This window comes from Nocardia sp. NPDC056611 (genome assembly GCF_042792755.1).
Classification (GTDB): Bacteria; Actinomycetota; Actinomycetes; order Mycobacteriales; family Mycobacteriaceae; genus Nocardia.
Map to the genome: position 1 here is coordinate 15,483 of NZ_JBHTVV010000013.1, position 21,975 is coordinate 37,457.

The 21,975-nt window shown below is 62.4% G+C and carries 26 protein-coding genes and 1 tRNA gene; 3 read left to right on the top strand and 24 right to left on the bottom strand.

The window, feature by feature from the left end:
- Positions 1-44 precede the first annotated feature (44 nt).
- A complete protein-coding gene (locus ACFRAQ_RS35700; RefSeq protein ID WP_379107484.1) occupies positions 45-578 on the top strand; it encodes an NUMOD4 motif-containing HNH endonuclease in 534 nt (177 codons plus the stop codon).
- Here ACFRAQ_RS35700 and ACFRAQ_RS35705 read toward each other — a convergent pair.
- Both ACFRAQ_RS35705 and ACFRAQ_RS35710 read right to left on the bottom strand, forming a co-directional pair.
- Positions 575-1,483 carry a hypothetical protein gene (locus ACFRAQ_RS35705; protein ID WP_379107485.1) on the bottom strand — a complete coding sequence of 303 codons (909 nt, stop codon included), beginning with the start codon at positions 1,481-1,483 and terminating at the stop codon, positions 575-577. The genes ACFRAQ_RS35700 and ACFRAQ_RS35705 overlap by 4 nt on opposite strands.
- 23 nt (positions 1,484-1,506) lie before the next feature.
- Positions 1,507-6,942: a transglycosylase SLT domain-containing protein gene (locus ACFRAQ_RS35710; protein ID WP_379107486.1), complete on the bottom strand. Its 5,436-nt coding sequence runs from the start codon at positions 6,940-6,942 to the stop codon at positions 1,507-1,509.
- Between the two features lie 451 nt (positions 6,943-7,393).
- On the opposite strand from ACFRAQ_RS35710, the gene ACFRAQ_RS35715 reads away from it, so the two are divergent.
- On the top strand, positions 7,394-7,798 hold the full coding sequence (locus tag ACFRAQ_RS35715; RefSeq protein ID WP_379107487.1) for an endonuclease VII domain-containing protein: 405 nt from the start codon (positions 7,394-7,396) through the stop codon (positions 7,796-7,798).
- A gap of 2 nt (positions 7,799-7,800) precedes the next feature.
- Positions 7,801-8,535, top strand: a complete 735-nt coding sequence (locus ACFRAQ_RS35720; RefSeq protein WP_379107488.1) for an endonuclease VII domain-containing protein — start codon at positions 7,801-7,803, stop codon at positions 8,533-8,535.
- Here the strand turns inward: ACFRAQ_RS35720 and ACFRAQ_RS35725 are convergent.
- The 22 genes from ACFRAQ_RS35725 to ACFRAQ_RS35830 form a co-directional block, all read right to left on the bottom strand.
- On the bottom strand, positions 8,532-8,825 hold the full coding sequence (locus tag ACFRAQ_RS35725; RefSeq protein WP_379107489.1) for a hypothetical protein: 294 nt from the start codon (positions 8,823-8,825) through the stop codon (positions 8,532-8,534). The genes ACFRAQ_RS35720 and ACFRAQ_RS35725 overlap by 4 nt on opposite strands.
- Before the next feature lie 170 nt (positions 8,826-8,995).
- A complete protein-coding gene (locus tag ACFRAQ_RS35730) occupies positions 8,996-9,376 on the bottom strand; it encodes a hypothetical protein (RefSeq protein WP_379107490.1) in 381 nt (126 codons plus the stop codon).
- Between the two features lie 24 nt (positions 9,377-9,400).
- Positions 9,401-9,586: a hypothetical protein gene (locus tag ACFRAQ_RS35735; protein WP_379107491.1), complete on the bottom strand. Its 186-nt coding sequence runs from the start codon at positions 9,584-9,586 to the stop codon at positions 9,401-9,403.
- Positions 9,587-9,683: 97 nt separating this feature from the next.
- Positions 9,684-10,598 carry an IPT/TIG domain-containing protein gene (locus tag ACFRAQ_RS35740; protein ID WP_379107492.1) on the bottom strand — a complete coding sequence of 305 codons (915 nt, stop codon included), beginning with the start codon at positions 10,596-10,598 and terminating at the stop codon, positions 9,684-9,686.
- An 83-nt stretch (positions 10,599-10,681) separates the two neighbouring features.
- A complete protein-coding gene (locus ACFRAQ_RS35745; protein ID WP_379107493.1) occupies positions 10,682-11,059 on the bottom strand; it encodes a hypothetical protein in 378 nt (125 codons plus the stop codon).
- The gene (locus ACFRAQ_RS35750) at positions 11,059-11,352 is read right to left on the bottom strand and encodes a hypothetical protein (RefSeq protein ID WP_379107494.1); all 294 of its coding nucleotides are present in this window, start codon (positions 11,350-11,352) and stop codon (positions 11,059-11,061) included. The genes ACFRAQ_RS35745 and ACFRAQ_RS35750 overlap by 1 nt, the downstream gene beginning before the upstream one ends.
- The gene (locus tag ACFRAQ_RS35755) at positions 11,333-11,713 is read right to left on the bottom strand and encodes a hypothetical protein (protein WP_379107495.1); all 381 of its coding nucleotides are present in this window, start codon (positions 11,711-11,713) and stop codon (positions 11,333-11,335) included. The genes ACFRAQ_RS35750 and ACFRAQ_RS35755 overlap by 20 nt, the downstream gene beginning before the upstream one ends.
- Positions 11,707-12,123, bottom strand: coding sequence for a hypothetical protein (locus ACFRAQ_RS35760; protein ID WP_379107496.1), 417 nt, complete (start codon positions 12,121-12,123; stop codon positions 11,707-11,709). The genes ACFRAQ_RS35755 and ACFRAQ_RS35760 overlap by 7 nt, the downstream gene beginning before the upstream one ends.
- Positions 12,123-12,467, bottom strand: a complete 345-nt coding sequence (locus ACFRAQ_RS35765; RefSeq protein WP_379107497.1) for a hypothetical protein — start codon at positions 12,465-12,467, stop codon at positions 12,123-12,125. The genes ACFRAQ_RS35760 and ACFRAQ_RS35765 overlap by 1 nt, the downstream gene beginning before the upstream one ends.
- Positions 12,468-12,546: 79 nt before the next feature.
- Complete coding sequence (locus ACFRAQ_RS35770; protein WP_379107499.1) at positions 12,547-13,467, bottom strand: P22 phage major capsid protein family protein; 921 nt, start codon at positions 13,465-13,467, stop codon at positions 12,547-12,549.
- A 20-nt stretch (positions 13,468-13,487) separates the two neighbouring features.
- Entirely contained in the window at positions 13,488-14,294 is an 807-nt protein-coding gene (locus ACFRAQ_RS35775; protein ID WP_379107500.1) for a hypothetical protein, read from the bottom strand.
- Positions 14,295-14,353: 59 nt separating this feature from the next.
- Positions 14,354-14,426 (bottom strand) — tRNA-Gln (locus tag ACFRAQ_RS35780).
- Between the two features lie 5 nt (positions 14,427-14,431).
- Positions 14,432-15,412, bottom strand: coding sequence for a phage minor capsid protein (locus tag ACFRAQ_RS35785; protein ID WP_379107502.1), 981 nt, complete (start codon positions 15,410-15,412; stop codon positions 14,432-14,434).
- Positions 15,412-17,022, bottom strand: a complete 1,611-nt coding sequence (locus tag ACFRAQ_RS35790) for a phage portal protein (protein ID WP_379107503.1) — start codon at positions 17,020-17,022, stop codon at positions 15,412-15,414. Before ACFRAQ_RS35790 ends, ACFRAQ_RS35785 begins: the two co-directional genes overlap by 1 nt.
- A 25-nt stretch (positions 17,023-17,047) precedes the next feature.
- Positions 17,048-18,004, bottom strand: a complete 957-nt coding sequence (locus tag ACFRAQ_RS35795) for an HNH endonuclease signature motif containing protein (protein WP_379107504.1) — start codon at positions 18,002-18,004, stop codon at positions 17,048-17,050.
- 75 nt (positions 18,005-18,079) lie between these two features.
- Positions 18,080-19,222 carry a hypothetical protein gene (locus ACFRAQ_RS35800; protein WP_379107505.1) on the bottom strand — a complete coding sequence of 381 codons (1,143 nt, stop codon included), beginning with the start codon at positions 19,220-19,222 and terminating at the stop codon, positions 18,080-18,082.
- Positions 19,219-19,470, bottom strand: a complete 252-nt coding sequence (locus tag ACFRAQ_RS35805; RefSeq protein ID WP_379107506.1) for a hypothetical protein — start codon at positions 19,468-19,470, stop codon at positions 19,219-19,221. The genes ACFRAQ_RS35800 and ACFRAQ_RS35805 overlap by 4 nt, the downstream gene beginning before the upstream one ends.
- Positions 19,471-19,540: 70 nt before the next feature.
- On the bottom strand, positions 19,541-20,863 hold the full coding sequence (locus tag ACFRAQ_RS35810) for a PBSX family phage terminase large subunit (protein ID WP_379107507.1): 1,323 nt from the start codon (positions 20,861-20,863) through the stop codon (positions 19,541-19,543).
- On the bottom strand, positions 20,860-21,339 hold the full coding sequence (locus ACFRAQ_RS35815) for a helix-turn-helix domain-containing protein (protein WP_379107508.1): 480 nt from the start codon (positions 21,337-21,339) through the stop codon (positions 20,860-20,862). Before ACFRAQ_RS35815 ends, ACFRAQ_RS35810 begins: the two co-directional genes overlap by 4 nt.
- A 46-nt stretch (positions 21,340-21,385) precedes the next feature.
- Positions 21,386-21,556: a hypothetical protein gene (locus ACFRAQ_RS35820; RefSeq protein ID WP_379107509.1), complete on the bottom strand. Its 171-nt coding sequence runs from the start codon at positions 21,554-21,556 to the stop codon at positions 21,386-21,388.
- A gap of 13 nt (positions 21,557-21,569) precedes the next feature.
- Positions 21,570-21,806, bottom strand: a complete 237-nt coding sequence (locus ACFRAQ_RS35825; RefSeq protein WP_379107510.1) for a hypothetical protein — start codon at positions 21,804-21,806, stop codon at positions 21,570-21,572.
- Entirely contained in the window at positions 21,803-21,970 is a 168-nt protein-coding gene (locus ACFRAQ_RS35830) for a hypothetical protein (RefSeq protein WP_379107512.1), read from the bottom strand. Before ACFRAQ_RS35830 ends, ACFRAQ_RS35825 begins: the two co-directional genes overlap by 4 nt.
- Positions 21,971-21,975: the final 5 nt, after the last annotated feature.

Genomic DNA, 21,975 nt, shown 5'->3' on the forward strand with positions numbered 1-21,975 from the left:
CTGAATGGGATCCCCGAAATCAGGTGCCTACCTGGAGGTTTGGCGTGTCAGAGTCCCCTGAGAGATGGCTCCCAGTAGTTGGATGGGAAGGTCTCTACTCGGTGTCAGACCGAGGGCGAGTAAAGGCCGAGGCACGTACGTTGACGCGCAAAGATGGAATTCTCCAGCGACGCCGAGAGAAGGTCCTCAGCCCTGGCACGACACCGACCGGCTACCTCACGCATTCGCTTTCCAAAGAAGGCGTGACGACGACAGTGCCGGTGCACCGACTTGTACTTGAAGCCTTCGTTGGCCCCCGACCGCAAGGCTGGCATGCATGCCACGGCGAGGGCGGAAACCAGGACAACCGCGTTGGCAATCTGCGTTGGGGGACAATCGAAGACAACATGCAAGATCGGATTCGCCACGGCAACAATCCGATGCTGAACAAGACTCACTGTCCGCGAGGGCACGAGTACACGCCGGAGAACATCTACCGACGACCGGGAAAAGTTGCTCGGAACTGCCGTGCGTGCCGCAGGCAGGAGAAGATCGACCGCAAGACTCGTTCCGCCCAGCCACAAACACTGGCCGCCTAATGCAGTCCCCAGGCACGACCCCAACGGCGCGGGCAATAGACTTCTACCCGTGCACCGCCGGTTGGGGCGTTTTCGACACGAACCGGTAGTTCAGTCTCCGGGGTGTACGGCGCCAATTTGTGCATGAACCAGATTCCGTTCATCCGACCAATCAGGTTAGAATCAGCGAAGTCTCGTATCTGCAGCTTCATCGGGTCGAGGTCGATGCGTGCGCCGCCTTCAACAGACCCGAGGAGCGGCAGGGTGATCTTCCGGTTCGCCCAGTCCCCACCCGGCACTCGGTGGTACCGCTTGCCGGTCCACGAGAAGTCCGGGAGCGTCCACTTCCCCCGCGTGACAACCCATTTCAAATACATGGGCTGATCAGTCGGGTTGGAGACGGTCACGAACCCGTCGGACGTACCTGAGGAGCCGGTCTGGAAGTAATCGAACGGGGTGTCTTCCCACTTGTCTTCGAACCAGAACGGTTGTGCCGCGGTGACTGCCATCGGTACGACCGATGATGCGGTGAGTCGCGGGTCGTGTTTCGATTCAAATGCGATCGACTCGCTCATCGCCAAATACAGTGAGCGCGTGCCTGATCGGTCGGTGGTGACCGACATCTTCGTCAATGTCGATGCGGGATCCCACGGATCAGGCTCGAAGTCCCAGGCAGATCGCCATCGGGAGTCGAGGTCTTCCCAATCCTCGGGGGTTTCACCCTTCAGGTTGACAGCGAAGGTGAGGTCTCGCTGCTGGACCTTCTTACCTTGATAGGTGGAGCCACGTTGGTAGGCCGACGACTTGTATTTTGTGGTGACCGGCGTGTCGTAGAGTCCCTTGACATCTGTGGCCAAGAAGAGTCGGTCCGACACACCGGGACCATTAATGACGTGATGCGAGTCGTCGCAGCCGAAGATTTCCACCTTGGCGGACTGGCGCAATAGATTCAGTTCCCTCGTGCGGTCTTGGTCAGCGCCCGAAGATCTGCGATCTGCTGCGCCTTCCGGTAGCCCTCGTCGACATCAGCCGGGTAGATGTTGATAGTCGTCGAGTTGTCGTTACTGACCTGCTGCCCATCGGGCATGGTCGACGTCGCCTGATTCGCTGCACCGGTGACGTTTTGGCCGGCGTTGTAGTAGCCGGAATCAGTCAGCGCTTGCGAAGCCTGCGCCGCGGCGGCCTTCTTCTTCTGCCACTCGTCCCAGGTGTCCTTGTAGGCAGTCGCCTGCTTGTACAGCGGGATGTTGCGGGGGTCGTCGATCCCCAGCGCCCCCAAGTTGGAGTCGATGAGGTCCGTCAGCCCGGTGTCCCACACCGACTGGAAGCGCTCCTTGGTTTTGGCGCCGAGCGTCTTCCACGTGTCGAGGCCAACTTTCTCGTTGCTGTTGACGCTCTCGCTGAGCAGCGGGTCATTCGACACCTGCGTCGAGTCAGGCAATATCTGCCCCTCGACAGTCGTGCCTGGGTTAGGTGTGGGAGTCGAGTCCTTCTGCAGGATCCCGAGCCCTTGACCAAAGTCCCGCAGCGCCTTCCACTGGGGGTTGGTGAGCACGGCCTCGGGCAGACCGCTCGTGTTCCAGCCGGCCGTCATGTTCGGCCAAATGCCGCCCTGGTCGTAGCCGTGGCCGGTGAACGCCTCATCAAGTGACCCGTACTTATACAGTGCCCAGTTGAGGCCGGCCCGGATGTTCGACTCCGGATCCCAGATATCGGTGTTGTAGCCAGGGTCCGCGTGCGCGCGGAAGGTCGGGTCGATGACCTGCATCAGCCCCTTGGACGGTGTGCCGCGTTTGGCGTTCTCGTCTGTGTTGTTCTGCGCCCGCGGGTTACCGCTCGATTCGGACTGCATCTGCATCAGGACGCGGTCGGTGTAGGTCTCCGGAAGGCCCTTGGCCTTGAGGATCTGCACGACCAAGCTGCGCCACTGCTCCACGCCCGCAGACGGGGTGTAGTTGATGGCACTGCCGCTGCCGATGCTGCCCTTCAGAGTGGACAGGACCGTGTCGACGATCTTGTTCGCGAAGTCCTTCGGCACCGTGCCGAACGCGCCGAGACCGCTGAAGGTCGGGACGCTGTCCGCCATCGCCCGCAGGGGCTTTTCAACCAGGTTGTCGACGGCAAGGTTGCGTCCGCCGCCGACGATGGCACCGACGCTGCTCTTGACCCGCTCCCACAAGCTCTTCTGCTGATCAGCACTGAGGTTCGCGAGCGGCGCGACGTTAGCCCAATGGACATGGTCGAAGTGGCCAGCGAGATCGTTCGCGTAGATGCCCTGCAGCTCAGCCTGATTCGCGGGGTTCGCGCGATAGCCGCGGGCGTTGTACAGCAGCGGGCCAGGCCCGTAGATCAGCTGGGTCGATTCGGGGTAGGCCGAGTAGATCCAGTTGGCGATCTGCTGCAGGGGGCCGTCGATGTCGATGGCTTCGCCCTTGCCATGAAAACCGGAATCGCCAGGACGCAGCGCGCTGGTGATGGTCGCGTTCGAAAACGCCGACTGAATGACATCAGCCATCCAGCGGTCGGCATCCGAACCGAACGTGACATTGCCGCCGACCGCGAAGTGGCCATCCTTGGACTGCTTTCCGCCGCCCGACAGCACAGACTTCCGCATCCGGTACATGGCCTCATGGCCACCCGCCGCCTGCACTTCAGCCGCGGTCCACATGTGTTCGCCGGCCGATGCCATGATCGGCACCCTGTCTTCGGTGGGTCCGCCGGGTCCGTAGATCGGGCCGCCGGTCGCGCGATGGAGTGGGGTGCCTGCTCGGCCGCCAGTGTCGCCGCCTTCGCCGATTCGCGGGATGTCGGTCCACTTCTTGTCGGAGCCAAGCAAATTGGCGACCGCGTTCCAGGCGCCGCCCAATCCAGAGTTCAGGATGTCGATCAGGCTGTTCAGCGGGCCCTTGATCTTGTCGCCGAGACCAGACCAGCTGATGCCGAGCCGGTCCGCGAGCCCCTTGAAAAACTCGGGCAGGCCCCCAAAAGCGCTCTTGATCTTGTCGAGACCCTCACCACCAGTGAGGAAGCTCGCCAGGCCCGACATTCCCGACTTGAGCTTCTCAAAACCGTTGTCGCCCAGCATGTTTCCGATGACATCGGTGACGGACCCACCCAAGCCCTTGAAGAACCCTCCGGTATCACCAGTCACCAGTCGGGCGACGCTGGACAACGACGGCAGGTGATCCCGGAACCCGTCAAGCGCCGTGCGCGCCTTGTCGGTGATGTAGTCCTTTGCCGCAGTGCCCAGGTCCCCGAGCTTGTCCTTCACCCATGAGAGGGCCTCGCCGCCCTTGTCAGCGCCAGCCTTCAGGGCACTCATCGTGCCTGACCATGCGGTCTTCAGTGCCTTGAGCTGATCTGAGCCGTAGCTTGAGAGAGCGTCGGCGCCATATTGCACGATCTTCGATGTATCGAAAGCATTGTTGAAGTTGCGGAGATTACCGCCCCACCGATCGTCTTTCCAGACGCCGCCGTCCCATTGGTCGGTTTCGTTGTTGTATCCGAACAGCGAGTTGAATCCGCGGGCGGTCTTGCCCATGAAGCCTTGATCGTTGTCGGCAGCATCCCAGATCTGACGGGCCTCGCCAGCCTTCTTGTCCGCGCCTGGCTCAAGTCGTTCGGGTGTCTTGGCACCCGAGTTGTTCTTGTCCCCGCCGGGCTTCTCGGGGGCTCCCTTGAAGGTGCCGAGGATACTGGCGCCGAGTTTGATCGCGTCGACGATGTCGGAGACGATCGACTTCACATCGGTGAAAAAGTCTTTGACCTTCTGCTGCCCTTCGGGGGTGCCGAGGAAGGCGTTCCACTCATGAAGCGTGTTCTTGATCGATTGGAGCCAGGTTTCGCCGACATCGTCAGACCCCTTGAAGAGGCCGTTGACCACCCCGCCGAATTCCTTTGCGATGTTGACCAGTTCATTGAAGGTGTTGATCGACTCTTCGATGAAGCCCTTGAACTTCTCCTGGCCCTCAGGCGATTCCGCCCACGACCGGAACCTCTCAGTCAGCCCAAGGAAACCCTTGGACATGTCCGGGAAGAAGCCGGATCCGACTTCCGAGAGCGACAGGAAGCCTTGTACGAGGTTGTTGATTCCATCGATCAGTGGCCCGATCGACTCCTTGACGTTGCCAAAGATGGTGGACAGCTTCGAGCGCGACGCGTCTGTGTCCAGGTCTGCGAGTGCACGCCGGACACCGCCGTTGATCTGCTCAGCGATGCCACCGAGCCCGGTCTGCAGCGTTGGAATCCAGTTGGTGGCAAGGTTCTTCACCGAGTCACCGAGACCGCTGAAGAAGTTCTCCTGAATCGCCTTCTTGAGGTCCTGCAGCGCAGGTTTGACTTCGAGGATCTTCTTGACGAAATCTTGCGCGGCCGGCGACAGCTTGCCCATCGCCTTCTCGAAATCCTTGACCGAATCGCTTGGCTTGTTCAGTGCCTCGTCGAGATCCTTCGCCGCATCAGCCAGCGACTCCTGCGCCTTCGACAGAGTCTTATAGGCGTCAGTCAGGTTCTGCTGCGCATCCTGTTCCGCTTCGGCCGCAGAGGTGACCTTCTCCTTGGCAGCAACGACAGAGTCCGCGCCTTCGACACCCTTCCGATTGGCCTCGGCGGCGTCTTCAGCGGTGCGCTTGGACGCTTCGAGGACATCCTGCTGATCGGCGAGGGCTTCCTTGACCTGGAGCTGCGCCTTCGCCTTGTCGATCGCCGTCGAGTTGGTGTCGGAGAAGACGTCGTACAGGTTCTTGTACGCCTCAGCGACACTGATCGCCGCGGACTCCTCGTTGAGCGTCGTGCGGGCGAGAGCACGGTTCAGATCGTCGATGTCGCGCTTCGCGGTCTTGCGGGCAGACGTCAAGTCCTTTTGGGCCTGAAGGGAGTTCTTCTGCGCGTCGCGCACACTCCGCTCGGCCGAGACGATGCCGCGCTCCGCTGACTCGACGCCGTCCGCAGCTGAGGCCTGCGCTCTTTGTGCTGACTCGATCTTCTTCGCTCGAGCTTCGGCATCGTCAGCGGCGTTGTCAGAGACCTTCTTCGCTGCGGAGAACGCGTCGCCGACGCCGTTCAGCGCGACCTTCAGAGTTCCGAAAACGCTTGCGGCGCCGGCAATCGCCGCAGGCAGTAGTGCGATGACGCCTGCGGCCTGAGAAAGCTGGCCGAGCAGCGGCACGAGGCTGACCGCGGCCAGACCGACCAGGGCGACCTTGGCGACGCCGAGAAGCGTGCTGAAGCTGAAAATATTCTTCAGCGCATCCGAGAGACCATCAGAGATTGCTGATCGCAAACCACGGAACGCCGCACTGAGAAGCCGGGTCTTGGAGTTTTGATTCTCGCGAGCGCGCGTAAGGGCGTTGTCCGCGTCGGCTTCACGACCGATGAGACTGGTGACTTCGCTACTCGCACGCCCGACTTCACGGCGAGCTCGAGCGAGGGACTGCTCGGAGGCAGTGCGTTGCGATTGGGTCGAGGACGAGCGGGCAATGACCTCGCTGTGGCGCTGTTCGGCGAGAGTCTGCTTGTCCAGCGCGTCCGAATGGCGCTGCCGGGCCGAAGCGAGTTTCGCTGCAACACTGGATACTTCGGCTTCAGCCTTGGCAACCGACGCCTTGTCGACCTCGATTTGCAGTTTCACCGCGCGGTAGGGGCGGGTGAAGATGTTGCCCTTCAGCTGGGTGCTGCCGCCGCCTCCACCTGCAAAGCCGCTACCGATGCGGTTTGTGTCGTTGGTGATCCCGTTGAGAATCGCGCGCAGGGCGAGAAGATGCGCGGTCGCCGACGCAGTGTCGATGGCAACGTTCAGCGTCAGCGGGATCGCATGCTGCGCGGTGCGGAATGCCTCGAGCTGCGCGGTCGCCTGCGTGACGTCGGCGTCCACATTCGCGGTGATCTTGGCGCTGATCCCGCCCTGCGCGGTCTTGACCTTGTTGCGGAGCGCTGTCTTGAAACCCGTGATGTCTGGATCGACAGGGACCCTGACGGTTACGCCCGCTGCCGCGGTGTTCACCGCCTGGCGTAGCGCGGTTTTCAAGCCGACGGTGCGCAGGTCGACGGGTACCTTCACCGAGATGCCCTGCGAGGCGGCCTTCACCTTCTCGGTGACGTCGCGTTTGAGTCCAGCTGTCGACGCTTCGAGTGGAACCTTGATCTTGATGCCCGCTGAGGCAGTCTTGACCTTCTCCTTCAGGTCCGTCTTGAAGCCGGCGGAGAGAGTAGGAGTTGCCTCGACCTTGATACCGACACCGACAGAAGCGGCGGCGACTTTGTCACGAAGGTCGGTCCTGAAGCTCTTCGCGAGAGTCGGTTCGACAGTGACCTGAAAGGACTGATGAATCGGCTCAAGGAGCTTCTTGACATCCGCTTTGAAAGTTGACGGCAAGCGAGGTTTCAAGAGGAGAACCGCTGAGCCTGCAGTGTAGGACGGCCAATTACTAGCCACAATTAGCCTCCGAATACCCAGCCGAATATGTTATGCTTATCCCGAGATGGGGATCAAATATGTATGCAAGGTTTGCGATCGAGCATTCGAGAAGACTCCGACCGATCCGCGCCATGTCGCGGGTAAACACATTTGCTTGGACTGTTCGCAATGGCACAACTGGTGCAGCACTTGCGGTCGAGCTCTACTGCGTTCGGAGTTCTCTCCGCGCTCACGAAATGAGCCGAATCTCCTGCAGCATTCATGTAGGGTGTGCGTCTCTCGAAGGAACATGCGGATCGAGGCTTGTGCCTTTTGTTTCGACCTCCATGTAAATCCTGGAGGTTTCCGGAATCAGAACACGCTGTGGTTGTGCCCTCCGTGCTCGGATGCCGTGAAGTTTTGTGGCCGGTGTGAACAGTTCTTGAGCATCAAGCTGTTCGCTAGGGCGCGCGATAAGAAGAGTGGTCGAACGGCGCACTGTTCGGACTGCCAGAAGAAGGCGCGTGAGGGGCTCGACGAACGATCACGGACTGAGAAGAAGCTCCGCAGATTTGGTTTGACCTGGGCGGAGTATCAGGCCATGATCAAGAAGCAGAAGAATCTCTGCGCCATCTGCAAGCGCCCCGAAGATGAGAGCTATAGCAGCGCACGCCAAAAGATGTACGGACCTAAGCCATTGTCGATCGACCACTGCCACACCACGGGAAGTGTTCGAGAACTTCTCTGCTCCGCCTGCAATTTTGCGATCGGGAAGATGGGTGACAATCCGGATAGACTGCGAGCTGCCGCCCAGTACCTTCACCGATTCAGGGAAGGCAGCGAGTAGTCATGTCATTGCGCGAATGCCTGTGCAAGGTTTGCGACAAAGCATTTCAGACGCCGAGCAGAAAGGGAAATTTTGTCGCAGCCTACCAAGTGTGCCCCGCCTGTGCAGAGCTGCACGGTTGGTGTTCCTGGTGCAGGAAGGCCCATCTCCAATCCGAGTTTCCCAAAGAAGAAGGAAATCGGTGCATTATCTCGGGGTACCGATACACGATCGAGTCGTGCGGCGCTTGCACCAAGGACTGGATCCGAGAAACGCGTTCACGCAGAACACGTACCCGCGAGAGCCTTTGCCACGAGTGCTCCGAATCACTCAGCACATGTAGCAGATGTTCTCGACATCTTCCATTCGACCAATTCCAGAAGCGCGCCGAACGCAAGAGCGGGGTCCGGTCAATCTGCAGAGATTGCAGCGCCAGTGAGTGGGCCACTAGAAGCCCGGAGTACAAGACTCGTCTCCAATTGGCCAAGTATGGAATCTCATGGGAGCAGTATCAGCAGATGATCGCTGACTGCGACAACCGTTGCGCGATCTGTGGCAACCACGAAACCGAGCTCATTTACGGGGAGTTGAAGGCTCTCGCGATCGACCACTGCCACACCACCGGCCAGGTTCGAGGGCTGCTCTGTCAAGCCTGTAACCAAGCTCTTGGGCACATGGAGGATGACCCCGATCGCCTGATCGCTGCTGCGGAGTACTTGGAGAAGCACGCAGCATCCCCACGTCTCTTCGTTCTTTAGTCGTAGATGCCGAGTTCGCTGAGCGCGTTGTGGACTTCGATCTGGTCCATGCGGTCACGCATTCGCTGGTAGGCGGTTTGCGGGCGCGGTTCGGGTGGGAAGGGCGGAGGGAGCTTGCCGGAGAACGATGCTGGTATGACTCGCATCAGCTCTTTGAGCAGGTCAATCTGCTTGAGCGCGAGCAGCACCTCGAGGCTGTACCCGCGGGGTGAGAGCGGCGGAATCTTGTACTGGTCACCGTGTTCCGGGCCCTCGGCCTGGATCCGTTGCCAAGCGAGTTCCTCGTCCATGGCCAGCGCCGACTGGTAGCGGGACTCGATCGGCAGGTGGCTCAGGAACCGGTAGAGCTGTTGCCAGGGATGGCGACCGCGGAAGAAGTCGAGCAGGTCCCAGCCGTGCCCGTACTCCCACAGGTCGCCCTCGATGAGTGCCCCGTACTCCTCGATGAGGAGGACGAGACCTACTCTCCCCCCGGCAGTTCGCCGCCCTCAGCCGCCGGTACTGCGTTGAAGTGCATGTTGACGTCGTTGACGAAGGCGAACAGAACCTCGGCCGGTTCGTCCTTGATGATGGCCCACACCTTGCCGAAGGCGTCTCCGCAGATCGCGGCCACGATTCGACGGAGGTTGGCGACATCGATTTCGCCTTCGTTGTCGATCATCTCCGCGATGGCGGTCAGCCGCTCGACGGTGTCGGGCGCGGTGATGAGGATCGGCGGGTCGACGGCGTCGAACTCGTAGGGTTCGCGGGCGACGTGCTTGGCGCGGGCCTGGTCACGCAGCATCGCGTACCGGGACTTCTTTGCAGCCGTCTTCGGGGCAGTGTTCTTGGCGGTGGCCATGTTTCGTCTCCTGGCAGGGATGGGTTACTTGGCGGTCGTGGGCTTCTTGTCGGCCGGAGCGGGACGCTCGACGGCCGGACGTGCGACCGGCTTGGGTTCCGGTTCGGCGATCTTGTAGCCCTGGGTGATCAGTTGTTCGCGTTCGGTCGCGGAGCCGACGAGGCAGTCGCGGCCATCGGGGGCGACCATGCGAGCGGGTTCGAATGCCATGGGTTCTCCTGGCTTGAATCCCTGGCGGCAGAGTGGGTTTGGGCCTGCCCCGCGCGCGGCCAGGAACACGCGCGGGGCGGCTGTCAGAGAACGCCGATTAGGCGTAGGTGACGGCGAACGGAGCGCTGGCGCCGGTCGCGTTGGTGACGACCACGTTCTGCGAGCCGGCAGCCTTGGCTGGCGTGGTGATCGCGAGGGTGAGGTCGTCGATGATGGTGAAGTCGGTCGCGTTGGTGCCGCCGACGGTGACCGCGGTGACGCCGGTGAAGTGCTGGCCGCGCAGGACGACCGACTCGCTGCCGGCGGCGGCCCACGTGCCTGCTGGCAGGTACGAGGTGATGACCGGAGCCGCGGCTGCCGAGGTGAAGCCCATAGCGCTCAGCAGCGGCTTGACGCCGGGGCCGCACAGCACGTTCTTCACCGAGTAGCCCAGGGCGCTGTCGATCTTCGCCTTGAGGGTGATGTTGTACTCCAGGGCCTTTTCCTGCGACCACGACTGCTCACCGACCTCGGTGACGGTCGCGCGGGGCAGGATCCGCAGGTAGTAGATGGCGTCGGCGCCAGTGCCGTCGACCATGCCGACGATGACCCGGTTGTAGCGGGTCGCGGGCGAGGTGGGGTCGGTGAACTGGACCTCGCCGGTGGTCGCGTCGGCGGTGATCGCCGACAGGTCGACACCGGAGTACAGCTCGAGGGTCCGGCGGCGGGTTTCGATCAGCGTCATGCTGATGGACATGTCGCGGGTCAGGATGTCGGTGCGAGGCGGTTCGAGCGCGCCCCACGCCTCCACATCGGAGCTCTTGACGTCCGGCTTGAAGCTGGGCGGGTTGTCCTTGCCGATGTAGCCCAGACTCTTGAAGTCCGACAACGACTGGAAGTCCGCGCTCACGCCCGAGGTGAAGCTGGCGGGGATGTTGGCGTCGTCCTCGCCGATCAACACGAAGCCCTTGTTGGGCCGGCGGATCAGCTCGGGACGCCATTCAGCGATCTGCTCGAAGGTGACAGCAGTCATGAAGGTTCCTTGGTTCAGCCACACCCAGAAGCCCGGTGCCACAGGGCATTGCGGGTGGTGTGGGAGGAAGAAGAGGTGCGCGCCTAGGCGCGGGGCCGCCGGTAGGAGAGTTCGACGGTGGCGGTGACGCCGCGGCTGTCGCGGCGGAACGGCGGGATGTACTGGCCGCCGGTCTTCTCACTGGCGGTGTCGATCTGGTAGCCGCCCGGTTTGGTGTTGCCTGCGAAGCGGACGCGTTCCAAGACAGTGGTCTTCAACGCCTTGGACGCTGCACGATCATCAGCGATGCACTCGACGTCGATGACCGGGCGGTCCATGATGTCGTCGGCTGCTCCCCCGACCCTGGTGACGTAGATGTAGGGCGGTGGGATCTCGTCGGACTCGTAAGTGACTACGGGCGCGATGTCGCCCAGGAGCGCGCGCATGACGTCGTCGAACTCCGGGAATGGGGGCAGACTCATCAGTCGCTCACATCCTTGATGAAGTCGCGCATGACGTGCTCGGGGCGGTTCCAGCGGGTGCCGTGCTCACGGAATCGCGCGTAATAGCCTGAGGCGTAGACGATTCCGGTGAGAACACCTTCATCAGGGATCACCCCGGCTTCCACGTGGGTGGCATTGAATCCGGTCCTCCACCGTGAACGAAGCGCCCACCGGTCAGCGCCTTGCTCCGCGACTTCCTGAAGGAAGGCGCGCAGTTCGTTGCTGTCGACAAGGAGCCGTTCGAGGTCGTAGTCAGCGCTGTCGTACTCCATTGGCGCCGTCCTTCGCGATCTTGAATCGGACGCCGGGAACCCAGCCGGTGAACCCGTTCGGTGCGACCCGCACTTCTCCGTCGATCGCGAACTCGTAGGCGATCCCAGGGACGCGAATGCTGTCCGTGGACAGAACATCCGAGCCGACTGGTGCGGTGATTTGCGCGAGGCGTTGCACCAGGCCACCGGTTTCGGTGTCGGTGGTGTCGGTGAGCCACTTGAGGTCGACCGGACCAATCGGATGTGTCGTCTCCACCTGGGTGACGTGATCACCCTGCCAGTCACGGGCGTTGGCGGGGCCGCGGCGAACGACGGTGAGCATCGTGCCGTGCGGGTAGCGGGCGGGCGCGTAGTTCACCATGTCTGCGGCCTCGTCGATGCCAACCCTGCGTTGCGCAGGATCGTGAGCGCGATCGGTGCGAGAGTGCTGAGTGCGCGCTGGATCTCATCCGCGCTGGGGGCATCGGCGTAAGTGACTGCTCCGCCATCGGCGGTGTGCGACTTGATCGCGACAGTCCGCCCGACGCTGCCCGCGGCGGGATCGATCCCCGCCAGATGCCACTGCGCGGCCTGCGCGCAGGTGGCTTCCTTCATAGCCTCGGCGATGTCGAGGTCGATGGGCAGCCCCGAAGGGTAGACGTCATACAGGTCGCAGCGGGTCGTCGACCGGACCAGTTGGGAGGCGTAGCGGATCAACTGGGTGGAGGTGGCTGTGTCCGGAAGTTCCGTCAGCCAGTCGGCCAGATCCGCTGGGGCGGCGTAGACCAGCATCAGGCGGCCTTCTTGGCGCTCGCCTTCCGCGGCGTCGACCTCTTGGCCTCAGGCGCTGACGACTCCGCTTCCTGCGACTGCGCGGGGGTATCGCCCTCGGCTTCGTCGTCTTCGGTCGTGGATTCGTCAGCCGTGGTAGCCGTTTCGGTCTCGACGGCTGGCATTGGCTCCGGGTTCGGCACCACGGCGGCTGCAGGCTCGGGTTCGCGCATGCGGGTGATGCTGGCGGCTTCGTCGGCGTCGATTTCGCGCCAGTACGCCCACTCCAGCAGGTCGGGGCGCGGCACGTCGGACTCGACCAGCAAGTCCTGATCCTTGCCCAGATAGTCGTAGAAGTACGACACGGAATGACTCCAAAAGTGTTGAGAGGTAACCGATCCCACCCGGCAGCCAGTCATGGGACTGGCCGCCGGGGTGACAGGATTACGGGGCGAGGGCGCCGCGCAGCAGGACGCCGCGGTCAGCGTCGAGAACCTTCGCGCCGAACAGGATGTCGAGGGAGATGACATCGGACTTCAGCTGCATGTCGTACTGCTTGACCAGGCGCAGCGACAGGCCCTTGTAGGACTCGATGGCCGCCCAGGTGTTGTCCGAAGGCAGGGCCAGGGTCGCGGAAGCGAACGCCGTGGAGGTCTTGTGGTAGGCCAGACCGACCTCGGTGGTGGGCTGACCGGTCGCCGGCGAGCCAGCAGGCTGCACGATGTTCTGGGTCATGTACGGGTCGAAGCCCATCAAGCGGCGGCCCAGGTAGCCCTCACGCAGCACATCGGTGGAACCGCTGTTCTGCACGAACTTCAGCCATTCGGTGTTGTTCCACGCGGCCTCGGCGGTCGGGCCGATCACGGTGGAGCGCTCGGTGTCAGGAACCGACTTCAGGTTCAGCAGGCGCTTGGCCTCGATCAGAACCTCGGGCTTGTTCCACTCGGTGCCGGTACCGGTGCCAGCGACCTGGGTGAAGCCGGCCTTCATCTTGGCGATGATGGCCTGGTCGACCGACTGGGCGAGCGCTTCGGAGGCGGGGCCGAGGAACTGGGCGTCGAAGTCCTCGACGCGCAGGGTCAGGTCCTGCGAGGTGATCGCGAACGACACGTCCTTGTGGGTGTCGAGCACGACGTCGACGCCAGTCTCGGTGGCGTTCTGGACGGTGATCGACGGCGACGACGGATCGAAGGTGTTGGCCACAAAGGTCGCCGGCTTGCGGATCTTCACGGTGCTGCCGATCTTGCGGCCGGTCCATTCCCGCGACACATCGGTGTACACGGTCGGGACCATCACCAGATTCGCGTACAGGTTCGCGAGAACCTGGCGCGCAATGACATTCGGGGTGAGAAGGGTGTTAGCCATGGAGAGGTGGCTCCAAAGATTTAGGACCGTTCACGGGCTCGGCGTTCGCGCCGCTCCCGGACCAGGTCGTCAACGGACTTCGGCGAACCGGGCTTGGGGGCCGCGTTTCCGCCGGTGAGGTCACCGCCGCTTCGGGGAGCCGCCACCTGGGCAGCCGTCTTCTTCAGCTTCGGATTGGAATCGACCGCGTCCTTGACGATTTCGGCCACCTGGGCTGCGAAATCATCAGCAGTCGTGTCGAGCTTCTCGATTTCGCGTTCGATCTTACGGGAATCGAGAATCTGATCGAGGTCGCCATCGACAGCCTTGGCGGCGTCAGAGATGGCGTCCTTGCGCGCGTAGTTGCGGAGCTTCTCGGCGTAGGAGTCGCGTTCGGCAGCGAAGTCCGCCGCCTGCTTCTCCGCGGCCTTGAGCAGTTCAGCCGGATCGGGTTCGGCCGGGTCCAGACCGAGGGTTTCCCGCAGCTTCTCCACGAGATCGGTGGTGGCCTTCTTCGCAGCTTCCTGAGCCGCGGTTTCGGCCTTCTCGTTGCCCTTCACGCGGTTGGCGGCAGCTTCCTTGCGGAGCTTGTCCACCTCGCGGTTCAGGCGGGCGATCTCGGGATCGACTTCAGGCTTCGCCGAATCGGTCTTGTCGGTTTCGGTGGCCTGTACATCGCCACCGGGTTCCGGGACCACGGTCTCTTCGGCGGGGGTATCGACGGTGTCGTCGACGAGGGTTTCCTGGGCGTCGGCTTCGTCAGCCATGAATGTGCCTCCTGGACACGCAGAAACGCCCGCCGGCACCTGGCCGCACGGGTGTTGAAATGACGAAACCCCCAGGGCCACAGGCCAGAACTGGGGGTCGTGAAGCCGCGATTAGCGGCCGGGATTCAGTTGATGATCAGATCGCTCGCCAGGATTCGAACCTGGATTCGCGGCATCAGAGGCCGCCGTGCTGCCCGGTTACACCACGAGCGAAAGTGTCACGCGCGAGTTGCAAATTCGATGCGTTGCACGATCCTGTTCCTGCGGCGCTTACTGCTCGCGTCCCTACGTTGTGCACGTTCAGCTTCCGACAACTTGACCGCGCCGGGCGGGTTCGGATTATCGGCCGTCCATACCCGGATCGTGTGACGGCAATTGCGGTGGAACAGGCCGGCCGCGCGAGCTTCAGCGAGTGAGCATTTCACGGTTACTGTGACCGGACGCCCGAGGCTGTTCGTGAACTCGACTGTGCCGGTTGTCGCACCAGAGATGCTGATCACGGCACCCTCGAAGGGCGTGCACAGAGCGCAGGAACCGGGCACATCCGACACGATCACCAGGTCGTGACCGCTGGCGGTCACGTATGCGCAGTAGCCATCGACTTCCGCGTGGGTGACAGCCGATCGGACAACCATGTCCGCATAGGAGGCGAACTCGTAACGGCGGCCCTTCGCATCGACCTGGCCGTCGAAGCCGCGGCGTGCGTTGCGGGCGAGAACTTCTCGTAGCAGCTGCTCGAGGGTTGTTTCGTCGGCACCTCGCGGATGCCGGGAGACCTCGTCGACGGTGCGTCGGTAAATCGCCTCCGCCGACACAGGAACCTGCTGATGAACCTTGTCGAGAGACGCGATGACCCGGTCAGCAAGGTGCTGCACTTCCGATTCGCCGATCGCCGCTATCGGGGGATGTTGCGGTCGCAGATCAGCGTTCGCTTCGCGCGCGCCGCGCCGGAATGCCGCCAGGAGTATCCCGATGACGATCACGGCGGCTTGCGCTCCGAGCCCGACCATGATGCGTGTAAGTCCACGGCGAAACATGGGCAGCTTCAGCAGCATTCGCACAGCCCACGGCATTCGACCGTTCCAGCCTTCTCCGAACAGGGTGCGTGCGATGAGCTTCCATATCTCCCGCTCCGCAGTGAGATACAGGCGGGTGATTGCACCGACCTGACCGTCACCGTAAGAGGGTGTCAATGGCATCAGGCCGCCTCCTGCAACCCGTCCGGCTGGTCAGCCTGGTCAGACTCGTCTGAGGTTTGCGGATCAGTGTGAGTCCCGAAGTCGCCAGGCGTGTCAACGACCGCGTTCTCCAAGGCGGTCTCATGCTGGATCCGTTCGACCTCTTCTTCGACCTCGTCGTTGGACCAGTTCGGGTGGTACATGCGCACCGCGGTCTCGGTCGAAATCGCCTTCGCCAGGCGCAGGTTCGAGATCGCAGTCGACAGCGACACTGGATCCTGATCAACGCGCACCGGGAACTTCATCTCCGGATCCGCAGACAGGCCGTAATCGCCATGACCGAAGACCACGCCATCCAACAGGAGCGCAGTTCTGGCGAGAGGCTGGACTGCGGACTGGTAGTAGAGGATCTTCCTGTTGCGAGTCGAATTCGATTTGCCCTGGCGTGCAGACACTTCCGTCGCTGTCATCGCAGCCGAATCCGCGTCATCGAAATCAGCAGCCGAATAGCCGCACGCGCGCAGGATCTGCTTCAGAATCTTCTCGCAGGTACGCTCATGCTCATCAACCCGGATCTCGAACTGCTGGGCCTGCACGAGACGAGCACCGTTCTCGTCGTTGAGCCCCATGTCGTCGGACGGCACGCCCGTGAAGATCTGCTGCTCGCCGTCGAACGCGGCGCCCTTGCCAGGGCCTTGATCGTCAAGGAGTTGCTGGGCGACGAACAGGCGCCCCTTGGCGATTTCAATGTCACGCATCCACGAGGACCACACCTCATCGAGTGCGTCGAATAGGTGCTCTACGCCTTCGAAGTCGGACCGGCCCAGCGGTGCGAGGTGCGGTTGGTTGCGCCAGCGGCGTGCTGGGTTCACGTTCGGAACGTATGCGGCAGTCAAGCGGTCGATCTGTGTGTCGACGACCGAGTTCTCGTTCACGATGTCGGCAGCCCATTGCATCGCCGGCAGGGAGTCCAACGGCATCTGCCGGCCAATCGAGCCCTTGTCGCCGACGTAGAGGCGGTGCTCGATCTCCCCCGGTGAGTGATGCTCCAAATGTCGCCATACGCCTTGTTTGTCGTCGGCGACGGTCGTCCAGAAGGTGACCTCGGCGAGTTTGCCGTAGCGCCACACGGGGATAGCGGCGTCGGGCGGTACTGCTGAGACCATCACCTTGTCGCAGAACGTCTTGTCCCAGACGAGCCGGAAGTAGACGCCACACAGGGCCGCAGCAGTCTCAGCGCCTTCCAGGAACACGGCGACTGTGTCGGCGTCGTCCATGATTTCGTTCAGACGAGCCTGCGCAGCCTTGAGGTCGGTGGCGTCACCCTCGCTTAGCAACCAAGACGGTGGTTGGCCGAACAGGAGGTCAGCGGATGCGGTTGCGACGTCAGCGGGAGCGGGAATGTGTAGACGTTTCTGGTCTTGCAGCATGGGGCGGCCGAACCAGAAGCGCGCCACCCGCCCGACTAGGCCGCCTCTGAGCTGGCTTGGGCGGGGCGGCACGTAGTTGGGGTTGCTGTAGATGCCCTCCAGGGCCTCCACATCCCCCGCCCACCAACTGGTATATACATCCCACTGCTTGGCAGCATCATCCCACGGCTTAGGCGGCCACTCCCCGGTGAAGTCGGGCATCGGCATTGGGTGGCCCCCTGTGAGGTTATAGTTCGGTCATCAGCTTGTCGCTCTTCCGCAGATTGCAGACCGAATGCGAAGGCTTCAGGTTCTCTTTTGTATGCGCGCCGCCCCTGGACAGGGGAATGACGTGATCAATGTGCAGATCGCTCATGTCTGCGATACCGCCGTTGCAGATGTGGCAGACCATTCCGTGCTCGTCGATGATCGCCTGGATGGAGATCTTCTCAATCGAGGTTGCCTCAATCTGCTTTCGACGCTTCGCAGACTTCTTGCTGTCGATGGCTCGCGCGCCCATAGGGTTCTGCTTGCGCCAGCGGCGATATTTGACAGTCGAGTACCCCGGGTTGTTTGCATGCCACTCACGGTTGATCCGCTTGATTCGTACAGCGTTCTTGCCGTAGTACGCCTTGCGACGTTCAGCTTCATGCTCAGGGGTTTCCCGATACAAGCGGCGACCCACCACACGTGCGCGTTGCTGCTTGCAGGCGTCGCAGTAGCGGTGCTTGTTCGAAACCTTCGACTCGCATTCCGAGGTTGCACAGATTCCAAGGGGTCGGTCCCAATCGGGCGTCCCATTGCGGAAACGGTCATAGTGGCGGCTGCACAGATCCTTGCAGGTTGACACATTTTCACAGTGGCTCAAGCGGCAGTTTGGCTGCTCGCGCGGCTCCAGCGACCCGTACTGCCGCAATCGCCACCGGTGGCTGCCACAAAGCTTCTGATGTCCCTCACGCAGGTTGTCACATCCGTCGACCTCGCACGGCACGCGCTCGGAGCATTCCGTGCAGAGGGTGCTTCGAAGGCCCACCTTAGGGAATGTTCCACTGCACATTTTGCAGACGAATGTGGATCGGACGACCCGAGTCCCGTTGCCGTACTTGACAGTTTGAACCTTCGGGGTGTCCTCGAACAGGGACAGTTGGCGCACGTTTGCGCCACGCGATATGCTCACCGCGTCGACTCCTTGATAGTCGGCCATGCCCCGGGGTGTTAGCGCACCGCCGGGGTCTTTCTATTTGGCCATTCTACCAAATGCAAATCGTCGCAACGCAATTCAGACCAGGCTCATCGCAGTGACTTCACCCGCGCGGGTGAGGTAGACCAGGCCGCCGCGTTTGGCTTCGGCGCCGGTCAGGTCGCGGTAGTAGTTGCTGCCGCCATCGAAGGTCGGCGAGCAGATGCGGGTTCGGGTCTTCGCGGTTTCGACGGCCCACGTGTGGTAGTGGCCGTGCGCGAGAATGTGTGCCCCCGCAGGGTTTTGCTGATGGAACGACTGGTCGGCCCACCAGGTGAACGCGTGCGAGCCTTTCGCGGTGCCGCCGCCCTTCCACTGATGTCCGTGGGCGATCGTGAAGATTGTGTCGCCGCGGGCTACGGTCATGAACCCCTGTTCAGGGTGCGGCACTTCGACGGTGACGTGTCCGAACGCTGCCGGGTTCATCTTCAGGGCGTCAGCGACGCTGATAGCGCATTCGGTGGCCCATCCATCGCCTGGGTTGGTCGTCTGGAAGCGTTGGGCCTCATCGTGATTGCCGTTGACGACCGACAGCCATACCTGATCGGTGAGCGGCGCGAACTGCTCGACCGCATGCAGCATCAGCCGGCGCAGGATCCGTGTCTGGGTGGTGACCGCGTACTCGGTGCGCCACCAGTTGCGGCCCTCTTGCGAGACATTGCCTTCGATGCAGTCCCCGGGAAAGAGGATGTGCACGCCCGCGATGCCGCGGTGTGCCAGTGATTGGTGTTCGGTGACCGCGCGGTCCACGGACTCCAGGAACTTCTCGACGATGACCTCGGTGCCGCCGTTGTCGGACTTGGCGATCTGTAGATCCGATGCCTGGAAGTTGAACACGTGCGGGCCGGACGCAGCGGTCGGCTGGTGCGCGGTCCAGGAATCGATTCGAGCGAGCAGCTCATCCATGCCGGATGCCGCGGCTTGGCGAGGCGCGATCCGAAAGCGGTACGCGGCAAGCCAGCGTTCGTCAAATGTCTGCCAGCGACTGATCCGCGGCGCGCCAACGATTTCGACCTCATCAGGGTCGTACCCGAATTGGCGGAGCAGCTCGGTGTGCGATGCGGGCGGCTCGGTGAGCGCGCCGGTCTGCACGTATCCGCTGGTGCCGTCGAATTCGGTGCGCGGCCGGTGTTCAGCCTCGGCCGCGGTGGGTTGGCGGGCGAGGTCGTCGGCGAGGCTCACGCGACGTGCTCCAAATCGAAGCAGGCGCAGCGCTTCCGGAAGTGGCTCCGGAATCGCGTTTCCGCGGCGCCGCAGCCGTTGCGGACTGCGATCCCGTGAAGGTGGGAGACCGGTTTGCCGGCGGCGAGAAACGCGCGGATGGCGTCGCGGTCTCGGTCGTCGAGGGACTCCAGCCACACCCCGGTCTTGCAGGGTTGCTTGCGGATCGCTGCTTGTTCGGCTTCGTGCAGGTCGTCAGCGAGGGACACTGTTGATACTCCTCGTTTCGGTTCATGCACAGTGTATTTGCGGACGCAAACCCGGCAGTCGGCTTGTTTGCTAGGCGGCTTCCAGCTCTGGATCTTCGAGTTGACGGCCAGGCAGTGAGCCAAGCTTGATGTGGCGACGCCATTTCCGTTCGGCAGTGACCAGCAGGTATCTCACAGCATCGATGCCGTGGTCGTTGAGTTTGACGACCTGGTCTTTGCCTTCGGCGCTGGCCTTCTCATCCCACACGTACGCGGGAATCTCTTTCAGCAGTTCCTCACAGCGGTCAGCGATCTTGAACCGGTCCGCGCTGAACAGAGCTGCCATCGTTCGAATCCCGTAGAGGACGTCCTTGTTCGCCTTGATCGAGCTGAGCCCGTCCTGCTTGAGTTGCACACGGAAGTCCGCGGCTGCCGAGTCAACAACAACCGATCCGGTCAGCTTGGGAGGATGATCGGGGTTGTCGCTCGGGTGGTGGGCCGTGTCGATCCAGTCCCGAACACCCTGCGACAGTTGCACGTTCGACCAGCGGACAGCTTCGTTCGATGCCTTGTACCGCCACTCATCCATGCAGTACAGGACGTCGTCCACCCCGTGACCGATCATGACGGCGTGGGTGGGATTGGTTGTGCCGTGATCGATTCCTACGCCAAGGATCCAGCGCATCTGCGGCAGATCCTCCCAGCGGACCATATGCCGGTCAGGATCGAAGCCGTCGAAAACGGCACCTTCGGCAGCAACCCACTCTCCACGAATGAACCGCTTGTAGAAGACACCAGTGAACTCCGCCTTCTTACGTGCGATGTAGTCGGCACCCAGTTGGGGGTTGTCGTCCATGTAGAAGTGGAAGACCTTGACATCCATCCCCGGTTCGCCAGCCCGGTCGATGAACTTCTTCTTGAGATAGTGCTGCGGGTTGTCCGGGTTCGTCGTCGCCAGGCAACGCGCGCCGGGAACAGACAATCGGCCCTGAAGCTGGGTCCAGAAGTTCTCCGGGATCAGGGTGGCCTCGTCGACCATCGCCAGATAGGCGGTCAAGCCGCGGATTTTGGCTTCGGCGCCGACATCGTTCGCGCCGATCAGATGGACTGTGCGGCCGAGGATTACCGCAGTCGAGGAGCCGCGCGTGTGGTGCACCTGACGTGCGAGCGGGCCGTAGATGGCCTCGTCTTGCATCAGCTCGATGACATTGCGTTCGATCGTTTGCAGTGTGCGGCCGACGATGAGGATGATGCCGGTCCCAGGTGCGCGCCACACGCCCAGGAAGAACGCGAGGACACTCGCGACCGTCTTGCCAGCGCGGATCGCTCCAGTCCAGATAGTGATCGCTGCGGTCTCGGCACCGATGATCGATTCGAGCTGCTTGGCCGACATCGGCATGTCGCTGGCGGTCACGCCGCCTCGTCAACGGATCCAGGATCCGGTTCTGCGGCTTTCGCTTTCGCGTAGGCGTCCAGGGCCGACGCTAGCGCGCCGACCATGGAAGTGGCGTCATCGGCGACAGTGCCCTTGGCGTCTGCGATGGCCTTGAGTTCCGCGGCCTTGTAGGTGCCGGTCAGCCTCGCGCGCATGTCGATGATCGCGATTGCGCGGTCGATCTTCCAGGTGTCGCCGTGGGTTGCGTCTTTCCAGATGCCCGCCCACATCACGTCAAGGCGGGACAGCTCGAGCTGTAGGTATTCGTCGGCCTTCTCGCGCGTGATGCCGGCGAGGGCGTGCGCGATGTAGTCGGAAATGGTCGACTTGTGCAGTCCCATTTCCTCAGCGATTTGAGTTTGGTTCAGCCCGGAGAGCCTCAGTTCAAGTGCGCGTTTGCGGCGCTGCTGAACGTCGTGGAGCTGCTCGACGGGGGTCGTCTTCTTACGTGCCATTCGGCGGAACCTCCAGGATGCACGGCGGCTCCTGGCCGATCCGCGATCAGGTGGTGGGGACGGCTGCCACCTGGGCTAGCCGGGACACGGGCACGATCAGGGCGCGCCCGTTGGTGAGTGACGTGATCAGCGCACGCCCCCGCTCGATGCGGGTGATCCGGTAACGGCCGCGGCCGTCGAAGGTCACCAGGTCGTTGGATGCCAGTTCGAGGCGCATGGGCCGTCACCCTTCATCGACGGGACAGGTTTAGCAGATGAGTGAACGGATCGACCTTGTGCGGGAGCAGGTTCGCCAGATGCAGCGCGGTGACCGTGATCGCTGCGCGTGTGAGGGCGGGCCGGCGTTGCAGTGCGCGGTCGACGCCCTCGGACAGCAGTTGGCCGGGTGGAGCCAGTACTTCCCACGCGATCACGCTGGCCAGGAGCACCGCCCACGCGTTCTCCGCGGTGCAGCGGGTGGTGGTCATTCGCCCTCGCCGTCGCTTTCGCAGTCCATCGGGATCCCGATGAACCCTTCGGCTTGCGCCATGGCCGAGTAGAGGGCGGTGACGAGGTCGATGCTGGAGACCTGCTCGGGCGCCGGGGTGTCGATCTCGATCTCGAACCACAGGAGCTTCAACCGGAATCGCATGGGAA